14 protein-coding genes are annotated in these 13,091 nt (G+C 68.9%); 4 read left to right on the plus strand and 10 right to left on the minus strand.

Annotation, left to right across the window (positions count from 1 at the left end; genetic code table 11):
- Positions 1–120: 120 nt before the first annotated feature.
- Positions 121–825 carry a TetR/AcrR family transcriptional regulator gene (locus AB0H62_RS00665; RefSeq protein ID WP_220246431.1) on the plus strand — a complete coding sequence of 235 codons (705 nt, stop codon included), beginning with the start codon at positions 121–123 and terminating at the stop codon, positions 823–825.
- A gap of 45 nt (positions 826–870) precedes the next feature.
- On the opposite strand, the gene AB0H62_RS00670 is transcribed toward AB0H62_RS00665, so the two are convergent.
- On the minus strand, positions 871–1,065 hold the full coding sequence (locus AB0H62_RS00670) for a PspC domain-containing protein (RefSeq protein ID WP_360583287.1): 195 nt from the start codon (positions 1,063–1,065) through the stop codon (positions 871–873).
- A gap of 225 nt (positions 1,066–1,290) precedes the next feature.
- Between AB0H62_RS00670 and AB0H62_RS00675 the strand changes: the two genes are divergently transcribed.
- Positions 1,291–2,205: a hypothetical protein gene (locus AB0H62_RS00675; RefSeq protein WP_360583289.1), complete on the plus strand. Its 915-nt coding sequence runs from the start codon at positions 1,291–1,293 to the stop codon at positions 2,203–2,205.
- 55 nt (positions 2,206–2,260) lie between these two features.
- Here AB0H62_RS00675 and ugpC read toward each other — a convergent pair whose 3' ends face one another.
- The 8 genes from ugpC to AB0H62_RS00715 all read right to left on the minus strand — a co-directional run bounded on the left by ugpC (position 2,261) and on the right by AB0H62_RS00715 (position 10,724).
- A complete protein-coding gene (gene ugpC / locus AB0H62_RS00680; protein ID WP_220246429.1) occupies positions 2,261–3,442 on the minus strand; it encodes a sn-glycerol-3-phosphate ABC transporter ATP-binding protein UgpC in 1,182 nt (393 codons plus the stop codon).
- Between the two features lie 3 nt (positions 3,443–3,445).
- On the minus strand, positions 3,446–4,288 hold the full coding sequence (locus AB0H62_RS00685) for a carbohydrate ABC transporter permease (protein ID WP_220246428.1): 843 nt from the start codon (positions 4,286–4,288) through the stop codon (positions 3,446–3,448).
- Complete coding sequence (locus AB0H62_RS00690; RefSeq protein WP_360583291.1) at positions 4,288–5,265, minus strand: sugar ABC transporter permease; 978 nt, start codon at positions 5,263–5,265, stop codon at positions 4,288–4,290. The genes AB0H62_RS00685 and AB0H62_RS00690 overlap by 1 nt, the downstream gene beginning before the upstream one ends.
- Positions 5,262–6,578, minus strand: coding sequence for an ABC transporter substrate-binding protein (locus AB0H62_RS00695; RefSeq protein WP_360583293.1), 1,317 nt, complete (start codon positions 6,576–6,578; stop codon positions 5,262–5,264). The genes AB0H62_RS00690 and AB0H62_RS00695 overlap by 4 nt, the downstream gene beginning before the upstream one ends.
- 385 nt (positions 6,579–6,963) lie before the next feature.
- A complete protein-coding gene (locus AB0H62_RS00700) occupies positions 6,964–7,485 on the minus strand; it encodes a general stress protein (RefSeq protein WP_220247373.1) in 522 nt (173 codons plus the stop codon).
- Positions 7,486–7,581: 96 nt separating this feature from the next.
- Complete coding sequence (locus tag AB0H62_RS00705) at positions 7,582–8,466, minus strand: alpha/beta hydrolase (protein WP_360583295.1); 885 nt, start codon at positions 8,464–8,466, stop codon at positions 7,582–7,584.
- A gap of 66 nt (positions 8,467–8,532) precedes the next feature.
- Positions 8,533–9,468, minus strand: a complete 936-nt coding sequence (locus AB0H62_RS00710; protein WP_255638672.1) for a sigma-70 family RNA polymerase sigma factor — start codon at positions 9,466–9,468, stop codon at positions 8,533–8,535.
- Between the two features lie 59 nt (positions 9,469–9,527).
- Entirely contained in the window at positions 9,528–10,724 is a 1,197-nt protein-coding gene (locus AB0H62_RS00715) for an acyl-CoA dehydrogenase family protein (RefSeq protein ID WP_360583298.1), read from the minus strand.
- A 239-nt stretch (positions 10,725–10,963) separates the two neighbouring features.
- Between AB0H62_RS00715 and AB0H62_RS00720 the strand changes: the two genes are divergently transcribed.
- Together AB0H62_RS00720 and AB0H62_RS00725 are read left to right on the plus strand one after the other, a co-directional pair.
- Positions 10,964–11,272 carry a DUF4190 domain-containing protein gene (locus AB0H62_RS00720; protein ID WP_220246425.1) on the plus strand — a complete coding sequence of 103 codons (309 nt, stop codon included), beginning with the start codon at positions 10,964–10,966 and terminating at the stop codon, positions 11,270–11,272.
- Positions 11,273–11,315: 43 nt separating this feature from the next.
- The gene (locus tag AB0H62_RS00725; RefSeq protein ID WP_360583300.1) at positions 11,316–12,083 is read left to right on the plus strand and encodes a DUF4190 domain-containing protein; all 768 of its coding nucleotides are present in this window, start codon (positions 11,316–11,318) and stop codon (positions 12,081–12,083) included.
- A 48-nt stretch (positions 12,084–12,131) separates the two neighbouring features.
- On the opposite strand, the gene AB0H62_RS00730 is transcribed toward AB0H62_RS00725, so the two are convergent.
- Positions 12,132–13,007 (minus strand): slipin family protein, encoded by an 876-nt coding sequence (locus AB0H62_RS00730; RefSeq protein ID WP_220246423.1) that lies wholly within the window; start codon positions 13,005–13,007, stop codon positions 12,132–12,134.
- Positions 13,008–13,091 lie beyond the last annotated feature (84 nt).

The raw sequence follows: 13,091 nt of genomic DNA on the forward strand, positions 1-13,091 counted from the left end.
TGGATTTCCCTCACAGATAGTGATCAAAGCGCTATGTGGAGTAGGTCCCTCCCCTTACTTGGCCCAAAGTACACAAAAACCGGAGATGGTGCCTCGACTTCTTTTGGTAACCTGGGCGTCATGACACCGGACGCCGCACCGGCGCGGCCGCTGCGGCGTGATGCCGAGCTCAACCGCCGGCGCATCCTCGAATCCGCTCGCGCCGTCTTCGGCAAACGAGGGCTGGAGGCGACGCTCGACGACGTCGCGCACCACGCCGGCCTGGGCGTCGGCACCGTCTACCGGCGGTTCCCCAGCAAGGAACACCTGGTCGAGGCGATGTTCGTCGAGCAGCTGCAGGACATCGCCGATCTCGCGGAGCAGGCGCTGGGCGCCGAAGACCCGTGGGACGGATTCGTCGACTTCGTGTGGCGCACGGTCGAGCTGCACTCCGCCGACCGCGGGCTGCGGGAGATCATGCTGTCCAAGGCGTTCGGGCACGAGCACGTGGCCGAGGTGAAAGCTCACATGGTGCCGCTCATCACGCGGCTGATGGAGCGTGCGCAGGAGTCCGGGCAGTTACGGGCCGACCTCGTGCCCACCGATCTGCCGCTCATCCACCAGATGGTCGGCGCGGCGGTGGAGTACACCAGCGCCGTGGAGCCGCACCTGTGGCGCCGCTGTCTCGCGCTGATCCTCGACGGCCTGCGCGCCGAGCCGGGCCGCGCGACCGAGCTGCCGCACCCGGGGCTCGACCAGGCCGAGATCGACCAGGCGATGTGCGCGTGGCGCCAGCCGCGCCACCCGCATCCGGCCACTCCCCCGGTTCCGCGCGAAAAGCCGTGAAGGGCACCACGCGGGTGCCCTTCACGGCTTCGGTGCGGCCGGACCTCACTCGCTGGGCATGATGGCCCAGAGGATCAGGTAGGCGACGAACTGCGGGCCGGGCAGCAGGCAGGACAGCAGCGCGAGCACGCGGACCTTGCCCGGCGTGGTGCCGAATCGGCGGGCGAGCCCGGCGCACACGCCGCCGATCATGCGGTCGTTGCGCGGGCGGCTCAGCCTCTGCGTGACAGGTGCGGTCATCGTGGTCCCTCCCGTTGGGTTCGTGACTCAAGGACACCAGGAATGCGCCGCGAGCACATCGCTCCCCGGGACGATTCGGACCCCTAAGGGCCCGAGCCGGTCATCCCGCCACGCACGGACCGGCGTCCGATTTCGCGGCGCTGACCTGCGCGGACACCACAGCGCAGTGTGGGATTTCCCTGTCAGGGCTGATTTTTCGCGCGATTCGTGGTGATACTGCACCCCGTGCGTTCCCCCTTCGGACCCGTTGTCGTCGCGCTCGGTGGCGCGCTCCTGCTCGCCGGCTGCTCCTCGGCGGCCGCCCCCGCGCCCGTCTCGCAAGCCCCCTCGCCGATGACGGCCGTGGCGGCGCTCGGCGACTTCACCACGCTCGACTACTGCAGCCTGCTCGACGTCTCCCGCCTGCGCGGCGCGACGGCCGACGACCCCGACTCGTCGTTCACCGACTGCCGGACCGACTACGTGCGCAGCGGGCGCCAGCACACGGTGAGCGTGGGCCCGCTGGCCGCCGACGCGGACCCGAACGTGAAGCCGTACGAGTACTCCGGCCCGCTCCCCGACGGCGTCGCCGTGCAGCAGGCCGGCTTCACGCCCGACAAGACGTGCTCGCGCGTGGTGACGTTCGCCGACGGGATCCGCCTCAACATCGCCGTGACCGACGCCGAAGGCGCCGGCGCGTCGGCCGACCGCTGCTCCGACGCCGACGCCGTGGTCGGTGGGGTCCTCGCGGCCGCGAGCGGCGGCAAGGTGCGCCACCACCAGTTCCCCGACCGCTCGTGGGGCCGCGTCGACCCGTGCGCACTGCTCAACGTCCACGAGCTCGACGCGATCGCCGGCGCCGGCACGCAGCCCTCGGCCGGGTTGTCGGGCCACTCCTGCATCCGCGGCACGGTGAGCGTCGCGTTCTCCGTGCAGAAACAGGCACCCACCGGCGCGACCGCAACCCTCGGCGGCCGCACGGCGCGCCAGAGCACCGACGGAGCGTTCTGCCACCTGACGACCACTCAGCCGTCGCCGGACACCCCGGGGCGCGGCGAGCAGGCGGTGGTGAGCGTGGTGGACACGAGCGGTTCCAGCGGCGCGGCCGCGTGCCCGGTCGCGAGCCAGGTCGCGGCGCTGGTGTTCGCGAAGATCCCCTGAACACGACGAAGGCCCCTTCCCGAGCAGAGCGTGAAGGGGCCTCCGTACTGGAAACCTATTCCTGGTAGGTCAGGTTCCGCCCGTTGCTCGGGTCGAACAGCTTCACCTTGTCCGCGTCGAACCAGATCTCCAGGTCCGCGTTCTCCGCGGCCTGGGACTCGGCCGAGAGCCGGGCCACGATGAGCGACTCGGCGCCCGGCACGTCGGCGGAACCGCTGTCGGCGGCCAGCTCGGCGAGCTCGGCCGACGTGGCCACCTCGCCTTCCACGGTGAAGTGCGCGAACTTCTCCGAGCCCATCGACTCGAGCACATCGATGTGCGCGGTGAACGTGGAACCCTCGCCACGCTGGGCGGAGTCGACGAGCGCCGCGTCCTCGAAGTGCTCCGGCCGCACGCCCACGATCACCTCGCGCGGCGCGTTGGCGGCCTCGGCCATCCGGCGGATCCGGTCGGTGAGCGGCGTGGTGCCCAGCGGGCTGTGCAGCTCACCGTTCTCCAGCGTCGCCGGCACGAAGTTCATCGACGGCGAGCCGATGAACCCGGCCACGAACAGGTTCGCCGGGTTGTCGTAGAGGAACTGCGGCGAGCCGATCTGCTGCACGTACCCGGCCCGCAGCACCACCACGCGGTCGCCCAGCGTCATGGCCTCGGTCTGGTCGTGGGTCACGTACAGCGTGGTCGTGCCCAGCTGCTTCTGGATCTTCGACACCGATGTGCGCATCTGGCCGCGCAGCTTCGCGTCCAGGTTGGACAGTGGTTCGTCCATCAGGAACGCCTTGGGGTTGCGCACGATCGCGCGCCCCATCGCCACGCGCTGACGCTGGCCACCGGAGAGGTTCGACGGCTTGCGGTCCAGGTGCGCGGTGAGGTCGAGGATCTCCGCCGCCTCCTCCACCTTCGCGCGCACCGTCGCGTCGGCCACCTTGGCCAGCCGCAGCGGGAACGCCATGTTCTCGCGCACGCTCATGTGCGGGTAAAGCGCGTAGGACTGGAACACCATCGCGATGTCGCGGTCCTTCGGCGCCCGCTCGTTCACGCGCTTGCCGTCGATGCGCAGCTCGCCGGACGAGATGTCCTCCAGCCCGGCCACCATGTTGAGCGTGGTCGACTTCCCGCAGCCGGACGGGCCGACGAGGATGATGAACTCGCCGTCCGCGATCGTGATGTCCACTTCGGACACTGCGAGCGCACCGTCGGGGTAACGCTTCGAAACTTTGTCGAGGACGATTTCAGCCATGGGTCAGCCCTTCACCGCACCGGACGTCAGCCCCGCCACGATGCGACGCTGGAAGAACAACACGAACAGGATGATCGGGATGGTGATCACGACCGCGGCCGCGCTCACCTGGCCCGTCGGGTCCTCGAACTGCGAAGACCCGGTGAAGAACGACAACGCGGCCGGCACCGTGCGCGACGCAGTGGTGGACGTCAGCGAGATGGCGAACAGGAAGTCGTTCCAGCAGAAGATGAAGACCAGGATCGCCGTGGTGAACACGCCCGGCGCGGCCAGCGGCGCGATCACCTTCCGGAAGGCCTGGGCCGGCGACGCGCCGTCCATCTTCGCCGCTTTTTCGAGCTCCCAAGGGATCTCCCGGAAGAACGCCGAGAGCGTGTAGATCGAAAGCGGCAGGGCGAACGTGATGTAGGGCAGGATCAGCCCCGCCCACGTGTCGAAGAGACCCAGGTTGCGCTCGATGTTGAACAGCGGCGTGACGAGCGAGACCTGCGGGAACATCGCGATCAGCAGGGACAGCCCCACGAGCAGCTTCTTCCCAGGAAACTCGAGGCGCGCGATGGCGTAGGCCGCCATCGTGCCCAGCACCACCGCGATCACCGTGGAGATCACCGAGATTCCGATGGAGTTCACCAGCGCCCGCAGGAACTCCGACGTCTGGAAGATGTCGGCGTAGTTCTTGAGCGTCCACTCCTGGGGCCAGAAGCTGCCGTCGTTGAGCGTTTCCTTCGTCTTGAAGGACAGGGAAATGATCCACAGCACGGGGATCAGCGCGAACGCCACGACGAGGATGTCGATGACGCCCCAGCGCACTTTGCGGCCGGTCGTGACCGCACCACCGATGGCCATCAGCGTTTACCCCCGTCGTCCGTGCCGGGTGCGGCGGTGCCGAACACCTTGATGAAGAGAAACGCGATGATCGCCACCGTGATGAAGATCAGCACGGCCATCGTGGACCCGATGCCGAGGTTGAGACCCTTGACCAGGTTGTCGTAGGTCATCATCGACACCGATGCGGTGTCCTGCGCGCCGCTGGTGAGCACGTAGATGTTGTCGAAGATGCGGAACGCGTCGAGCGTGCGGAACAGCAGCGCGACGAGGATCGCGGGCTTCATCACCGGCAGCATCACCTTGGTGAACCGCTGCCACGCCGAGGCCCCGTCCATCGCGGCAGCCTTCAGCAGGTCCTCCGGCACCAGCGCGAGACCGGCCATCAGCAGCAGCGCCATGAACGGCGTGGTCTTCCACACCTCGGCGAGGATGATGATGAACAGCGACGGCCACTGCTCGGTGAGCGGTGCGCCGCCCGACGCCAGCGAGTTCGCGAGGTAGCCGGTGTCCGGCGTCCACGCGAAGTACCACGAGAACGCCGCGACGACCGTGACGATGCCGTACGGGATCAGCGCGACGGTGCGCACGAGCCCGCGGCCCACGAGCGTGCGGTGCATGATCAGCGCGAGCGCCATGCCGAGCACGAACTCGATCGCCACCGACACCACGGTCAGGAACATCGTGGTGCCGAACGCGGTCCACCAGTAGGAGCTCGTGAGCACGGCCCCGTAGTTGGCGAACCCGATGAACTCCTGCTGCGCGGGGAACCTCAGGTCGTAGCGCTGCAGCGAAAGCCAGATCGAGTAGACGATCGGGTAGCCCGTCACCGCGATCATCACGATGAAGGCCGGCGCGCAGAGCCACAGGCCCAGCCGCCGTTCGGCCCTCTTCCCCTCACTGAGAACGGGTTTTCCCTTGCGGTGGCTCACGGCCTCGTGCGCGGGCGGTGCGCCGGTGGGTTCGGCGGTGCCGGTTGAGGGGTCCTGGACGGTCACGGGATCACTCCCTTCGACTGGAGCGCGTCACTGAGTTGTTCCCGCAGCTGCTGGGCCGTCACGGGCGGGTCGATCTCCGAAGGCGGCGACAGGATCTTCGACATGACCGTGGACGCGTTCTGGTACGCCGGGGAAAGCGGGCGCACCGCGGCGGTCTTCAACGCGTCGAGGATGGTGTCGCGCATCGGGTACTTGATGGCCATGTTCGGGTTGTCGTTCGACGCCGGCTTCGACGGGTCGAGTGGAACGTCGTTGTGGTACACCGATTCGATGGTCGGCGGCACCCCGTCGTTGATGGCCGAGAACTTCTGGTTCTCCGCGCTGCGCAAGCACAACGCGGCTTCGAACGCCTCGGGCTTGTGCTGCGAGTACGTGCTCACCGCGAGGTCGTAACCACCGATGGTCGTCTTCGCCGGCATGCCGGCCTTCGCCTCCGGGTACACCGCCCACTTGAAGTGCGACAGGTCCTGCGGCTTCTCCTCGGCGTAGGAGGCGTAGACGAACGGCCAGTTGAGCTCGAACGCGGCGTTGCCGCGCTGGAACGTCTGGCGGACGTCGTCCTCCTTCTGGTTGGTCAGCGACGGGTCCGTGATGCCCGACGACGTGACCTGCTTGAGCAGCTGCAACGCCTCCACCGCGCCCTGGTCCATCACCACGGACTTGCCGTCGTCGGACAGGATGTGGCCGCCGAGCGACTCGACGAGCGTGTTGTAGATGACGACCAGGCCTTCGTACTGCGCACCGGTGAACACGATGCTGTACGGCTTGCCCTGGCTCTTGAGCTGCTGCGACATCTGCATCATCTCGTCCCACGTCTTCGGCGGGTTCGGGGTGATGCGGTCGTCGTACCAGAGCAGCTGCACGTTGGTGTTCTTCGGTGCGGCGTAGAGCTTCCCGTTGTAGGTGGCCGTCTCGAGCGGGCCCTGCAGCACGCCGTCGGACGCGGCGGCCTTGTTCTGCCCCGTCCACTCCTCGGCCCAGCCGGCCTCGGCGAACTCCGACACCCACGTCACGTCGAGACCGAGGATGTCCATCGACGTGTCACCGGCGGCGAGCCGGCGCGCCATCTGGATTCGCTGGTCGTCGGCACCGCGCTGGAGTTTGTTGTAGACGATTTCGTAGCGCCCGTTCGCGGCTTTGTTGCAGTTGTCCACAACGGTCTGGAAATTGTCCTCGGGCGCGTAGTACACGTTGATCTTCATCGGTCCCGAGCCTGTGCCACACGCGGCGAGCAGACCCGTGGTCATCAATCCGGCGGCCAGCAGCGCGCCCATTCGGGCGGGCGAGCGACCCCGTAGCCTCTTCTTCCCCATCGAACAAAAGCCTCCTCACCCGCGCACGCCGGTTACCGTGACGCCCCCAGGCATCACGACGCGATGAGGCGAGTCGCGCCAGCACCCCGACGTGCCAGTGCTCGGCCGGTCGCGCTGGAGGACGCGGCCGCCCGACTGGTGTCGGACAACCTATGCCCGGCGATCACACCCCGCAAGCAGTATCCGTAACGATTCAGGCTTGCGCAGCGCGAAACGCCGGAATTACCGGGGTGAACTGTGGACCGGCACTGCTTCCATTCGGGTGACTCAGCACGAATTCGCCAACGGCACAACCCGAATTCGGCCTAGGACGCCCCTAATCCGCCCCCTGTTCTTCACTGCCCGGCACCACGGGATGCGGCGCCGGGCAGCGCGAAAACGGGTGTCAGGCGGTGGCGGGCGGCGGCTTCAACGCCAGCTTCGAGAGCAGTTCCCGCCCCTGTTCGGCCGAACGCGGCTGGCACAGCACGTCGTAACGGCCGGCCACCAATTGGCTCGCGGACGAGAAGTCACGGCGCCCGCGGGACGCGCGGTAGCCGATGCCGGCGAACAACAGACCCGAAAGGACGCCGAGCACGAGCCCGGTGAGCAGTTGCAACGCGAAGCCCTGGTTCACGAACAGGCCCAGCATCAGCCCGGCGAACAAGCCGAACCACGCGCCCGACATCGCTCCCGCGCCCAGGACCCGGCCCCACGTGAGCCTGCCGATCACGCGCTCCACGAGCATCAGGTCCACCCCGACGATCGTCACATCCGTGACCGCGAACTCGCTCTCCGCCAGGAAGTCCACCGCGCGCTGGGCTTCCCGGTAAGTGCCGTACGACCCGATCGGCCAGCCGGTGGGCGGCGTCGGAAGCCGCGGCGGCCCGGCCGGCCGTCCACCACCAAAGGGACTGCTCACCATCATCACCTGCGTACTCGTCCGGTCCGAGGGGTCCATCTTGTCAAGAACCGGCGAACCGTGCGAACCGCGTACTGGTGAATGCCGTTCACCCAGGGTGCGTCAGTGGTCCAGGCCCTTGGCGAAACCGACCACCGCGTCGGCGAACAGCCCGGGCTCCTCCAGGTGGCCGAAGTGCCCGCTGTGCTCCAGGACCACGAGCCGCGAGCCCGGGATCCCGTCGTGCAGCTCGCGGCCCCAGCGCACCCCGCAGATCACGTCGTAGCGGCCGACGACCACGAGTGCCGGCACCCCGATCGTGTTCAGCACCGGGCGGTCGTCGAACAGCTCGGGGGTGCCGTCGGCGTCGCGGCCGGAGATGTACACGCCACTCACCTGGCCCTGCAGCGCGCCGAAGTCCGCGAAGCGGCCGCGGAAGTCGGCGAAGTACGCGGGCAGGATGCCGCGCACGGCCTTGGTCACGTCTTCGTCGGACGACAGCGAGCCGAGCGACTGGAACGCGGCGAGCACGTCGGGCAGACCGGAGTCTCCTTCGGAGCGGGCCGCGTACTCCTCCAGCTGTCGCATCAGCTCCTCGCCGTGCTCCGCCCCGACGACGGGCGCGCTGTCGTAGAGTACGATCCCGGAGACGCGCTCGGGGTGCGTCAGCGCGAGGCGCTGGGCCACGAACCCGCCGTGGGAGTGGCCGAGGAAGAGGGTCTTCGCGAGCCCGAGGTGGTCGAGCAGGGCGAGGACCGCGCGGACGTAGCGGTCGCGCGTGTAGCCGTCGGGGTGCGTGGCCAGCCGGCTCGAACCGCCGGTGCCGATGGGCTCCGGGTAGACGACGGTGAACTGCTCTTCCACGAGCGGCATCCGCAGGTACTCCCAGTCGATGCCGGGGCCGCCGGAGTGCGCGACGCACACCGGGCCGGAGCCGTGGACGTGGTAGCGCTGCACGAGGCCGTCGAGCTCGACGGTGTGGGTGCCAGGGGCGAGGTGTTCGGTCACGGGGTGCTCCGTCTCGTACGGGTGTCTGGACACCCGCACGATGCGCAGCGACGACCGTTGGTTCGATCAGTTCGCTGTGACGGCGGCCATAGGCGCGTGGTGGAGCCGCAGATCTGCGACGCGGCCGCCGTCCAGCCTCATCAGCCAGGCGACGCCGGGCGGGCAGTGCGTCGGGTTGTCGGGTGGATTGAGCAGGTCCATCTCCCACACCACGACCTCGCGGCTCGCGACGATGTGCACCGGCCGCTGGCGCACGCCGGCGGCGAGGTCGCCCTCCATGCCGCGCAGCAGGAAGTCGTGGCCGACACCGCGGACGTCGCCCGCGGTGAGCACGACGTCCTCGGCCCACCGGTCGGCGAGCACCCGGGTGAACTCGCCGCGTTCGGCCGCGGCCAGGGTGTCCAGCGCGTCGAGCTTGCTGCCCGCGACGAGCGCGCCGGCGTCGTCGTGGGCCGAAGCCGCGGTGGCGCGCAGGGCTTCGGCGAGCTTGGCGCGACCCTGGTTCAGCCGGCTGCGCACGGTGCCGACGGGGATGCCGAGCGCCCGCGCGATCTGCTCGTACGACGTGACGCCGAGCGAGAAGTGCCGCAGCAGCATCACGAGCCGCACGGGTGGCGAGAGCTGTTCGACGGCGTGGGAGACCCAATCGCGCAGCGCGTGGTCGTCGAGCAGCTGCTCGGGAGTGGCGAGCGTGGACGCGGTGAGGTCCCAGCCGTCGGCGACGGGAATGTCGCGTGTGGACCGAAGCCGCGCGCGGCAGGCGTTGCGCACCACCGTCCGCAGCCACGCGCCGACCGCGGCCGGGTCGCGGACATCGCCGATCCGGCGCAGCGCGACCACGGCCGCGTCCTGCACGGCGTCGTCAGTCTCGGCGGTGTAGCCGAGGATCGCGATCGCGACGCCGCGCATGCCGGCTTCGTGCCGCGCGAGCAGCGCGCCGAGCGCCGTCACTTCACCGGACTGCGCGGCGCGCGTCAGCTCGGTGTCCGAAAGCTCGCTCACTGGTCCAGGGTACGAGTGGTTTCGCACACTTCGGTGTGAACTCGGGTACTCGGAGCCGCTCAGGATTTCGACTTGTACTCGCGCAGCAGACCGCGGCTGATGATGGTCTTCTGGATCTCGCTGGTGCCTTCGCCGATCAGCAGGAACGGCGCCTCGCGCATGAGCCGCTCGATCTCGTACTCCTTGGAGTAGCCGTAGCCGCCGTGGATGCGGAACGCGTCCTGCGTGACCTCGGCGCAGTACTCCGACGCGAGCAGCTTCGCCATGCCGGCCCCGACGTCGTTGCGGGCGCCGGAATCCTTGAGCCGCGCGGCGTTCACCATCATCAGGTGCGCGGCCTCGACCTTCGTCGCCATCTCCGCGAGCTTGAACGCGATGGCCTGGTGCTCGGCGATCGGCTTGCCGAACGTCTTGCGCTGCTGCGCGTACTCCACCGCCAGCTCGAACGCGCGGATCGCGATGCCGCACGCCCGCGCCGCCACGTTCACGCGGCCGACCTCGACACCGTCCATCATGTACGCGAAGCCCTCGCCGGGCGCGCCGCCGAGCACCTGGTCGGCGCCGACGCGGAAGCCGTCGAACACCGCCTCGGTGGTGTCGACGCCCTTGTAACCCATCTTCTCGATCTTCCCCGGGATGGTGAGGCCCGGCAGCACCTCGCCGTAGCCCTCGGGCTTCTCGACGAGGAACGTCGTCAGGTTGTGGTGGGCCTTCGGCGCGCCTTCGTCGGTTTTTGCCAGCAGCGCGATCAGGTTCGAAGTGCCGCCGTTGGTGAGCCACATCTTCGCGCCGTCGATCACGTAGTCGTCGCCGTCGCGACGGGCCCGGGTCTTGATCGCGGCGACGTCGGAACCCAGGTCCGGCTCCGACATCGAGAACGCGCCGCGCACCTCACCCGTGGCCATCCTCGGCAGGTAGTGCTGCTTCTGCTCTTCGGTGCCGTGGCGGGAAATCATGTGCGCGACGATGAAGTGCGTGTTGATGACGCCCGAGATGCTCATCCAGCCGCGCGCGATCTCCTCCACCACGAGCGCGTAGGTGAGCAGCGACTCGCCGAGGCCGCCGTACTCCTCGGGGATGGTGAGGCCGAACAGGCCCAGCGCCTTCATGCCCTCGACGATCTCAGCCGGGTAGGCGTCCGCGTGCTCCAGCTCCTGCGCGTGCGGGATGACCTCCTTGTCCACGAACGAACGCACGGTCGCGAGGATCTCGGACTGCACGTCGGTCAGGCCGGCGGTCTGGGCGAGGCGGGCCATCACGGGCTCCTTCCGCGGGGTTACCGCGGAGTATGGACGGCCGGGCGGGTACGCGCCTATGAGGGTGCTCACGCCGTGACCGCGTTTGCCCCGGTACTGTGTCGATCGTTACTAATCCGGCCACAGTCACGGCCGAATGGCTTCGCGGCAACAAGTTACGTGCCGCGCGGGGGTCGGCCTACTTTTGGCCGAATTAGTAAAGTGCGGTTCCGGGCAACCTGTGGCCGGGAAGGAGCGTGATGAACGAGAGCTACGAACACCCGTCGTTCGAGCACCAGCCCTACCCGCCGCAGGGCCCGCCGCCCGGCGCGGGTCTGGCGATCGGGTCGCTGGTGTGCTCGATCGCGGGCTTCATCGTGTGCGCGCCCGCCGCGATCGCCGGGATCGTGATGGGGCACATCGCCTACTACCGCTCGCGCCACGGGCGGGCGACCGGCGGCGCGCTGGCGATCGCCGGCTTCGTGATCGGTTACCTGGCGCTGGCCGTGTGGGGGATCATGATCCCGCTCGTGCTGCACGAGCTCGACAAGTACGGCGCCTTCGGCTGAGAAGGCTCGCGGTGGGCGACCACCAGAACCGAGGGGGAACCCGATGACCAACCCGTCCGAGCCGCAGGACCGGCCGAACGAGACCACGGCGTACGAGCCGCCGGCGACCGCGGACCCGGCCCCATACGACCCGCCGTCGGGCGACGCGACGGCGTTCAGCTCGCCCGACAGCGTCAGCTCGGCGAGCGACCAGCCGACGACCTTCGCGGCGCCGGACAGCACCGGGTCCTCGTTCGCCGCGCCGGGCTCAACCGAAACGCCGTCGCCGTACGCCGCGCCGGGGAGCACGGCCGGCGAGCAGCCGTCTCCCTACGCCGCGCCCGGCAGCCAGCCCTCCGGCGGCTTCGCGGTGCCCGGCCAGCCCGAACCCGCCGCGTATCCCGGCGTGCAGCCGGCCGGTGCGTACGCGGCTCCGGCCTACCCCGGCCAGCCGTACCCGGGCCCGACCGCCTCGTACCCGGGCGCTCCCGCTGCTCCCGGTGCTCCCGGTATGCCGGCCGCCGCGCCGTACTCGCCGTACGGCCCGCCTCAGCCCTACGGTCAGCCGTACTCGCCGTACGGCCAGCAGCAGTCCAACGGCCTCGCCATCGGCGCGCTCGTGTGCTCACTGCTGGGCCTGATCACGTGCTTGATCGCGATCCCCGGCATCGTCATGGGCCACATCGCGCTCGCCAAGGCCAACCGCGGCGAGGCCGGCGGACGCGGCATGGCGCTGTCGGCCGTGGTGATCGGCTACGTGATCGTGGCGCTGTACGTGGGCTTCTTCGTCACCATCGTGATCCTCGGAACCAACGGGTACCTGGACAACTGACCGGAAAGCACACTCGCGCGGCCCGTCGACCAAGGCGGGCCTCGCGCGTCACTCGGTCAGCGCGTCGCCTTCGTGGCGCGGCTGTGGCGGGCCCACGAACCCGTTGGTCTCGGACTTGTCGAGCGCGGCAGGCTCCGGCGAATCCGCCTCCTCGGGCGCCGATTTCCTGGCGTTCGGCGTGTTCGCGTCAAGGAACCGCAGCAGCTCCACGGGGAACGGCAGCACGAGCGTCGAGTTCTTCTCCGCCGAAACCTGCACCACCGTCTCGAGCAGGCGCAGCTGCAACGCACCCGGGTGGTCGCTCATCGCCGCCGCGGCCTGCGCGAGCTTCTCCGACGCCTGCAGCTCACCGTCGGCCGAGATCACGCGGGCGCGGCGCTCGCGTTCCGCCTCGGCCTGGCGGGACATCGAGCGCTTCATCGACTCCGGCAGGGCCACATCCTTGATCTCGACGCGGTCGATGTGGATGCCCCAGTCGATCGCGGGGCTGTCGATCATGATCTCGAGGCCCTGGTTGAGCCGTTCCCGGTTCGACAGCAGGTCGTCGAGGTCGCTCTTGCCGATGATGGACCGCAGCGACGTCTGGGCCACCTGGCCGACGGCCGCGCGGTAGTCCTGCACGTTGACCGCGGCCAGCACCGGGTCGACCACGTTGAAGTACACGACGGCGTCGACCCGGACCGTCACGTTGTCGCGCGTGATGCCGTCCTGGCCCGGCACCGGCATGGTGACGATCTGCATGTTCACCTTGTGCATGCGGTCCGCAGCCGGTACCAGCAGCGTCAAGCCCGGCCCGCGCACCTCCGGGCGCACCCGTCCGAAGCGGAACACCAGGCCACGTTCGAACTGCTTCACCACGCGCACACCGGAGGCGAGCCAGACTCCGCCCACGACGACCACAGCGCTGAGAATTTCAACGATCATGGCAGCTCCCCGGGATCGCAGAACCCCTGGATTTTCACTGTACGCGCGGAATCGGCCCAAAGAAATGACTCGACGTGACCGGCA

It is taken from the genome of Amycolatopsis sp. NPDC050768 (assembly GCF_040654155.1).
GTDB lineage: Bacteria > Actinomycetota > Actinomycetes > Mycobacteriales > Pseudonocardiaceae > Amycolatopsis.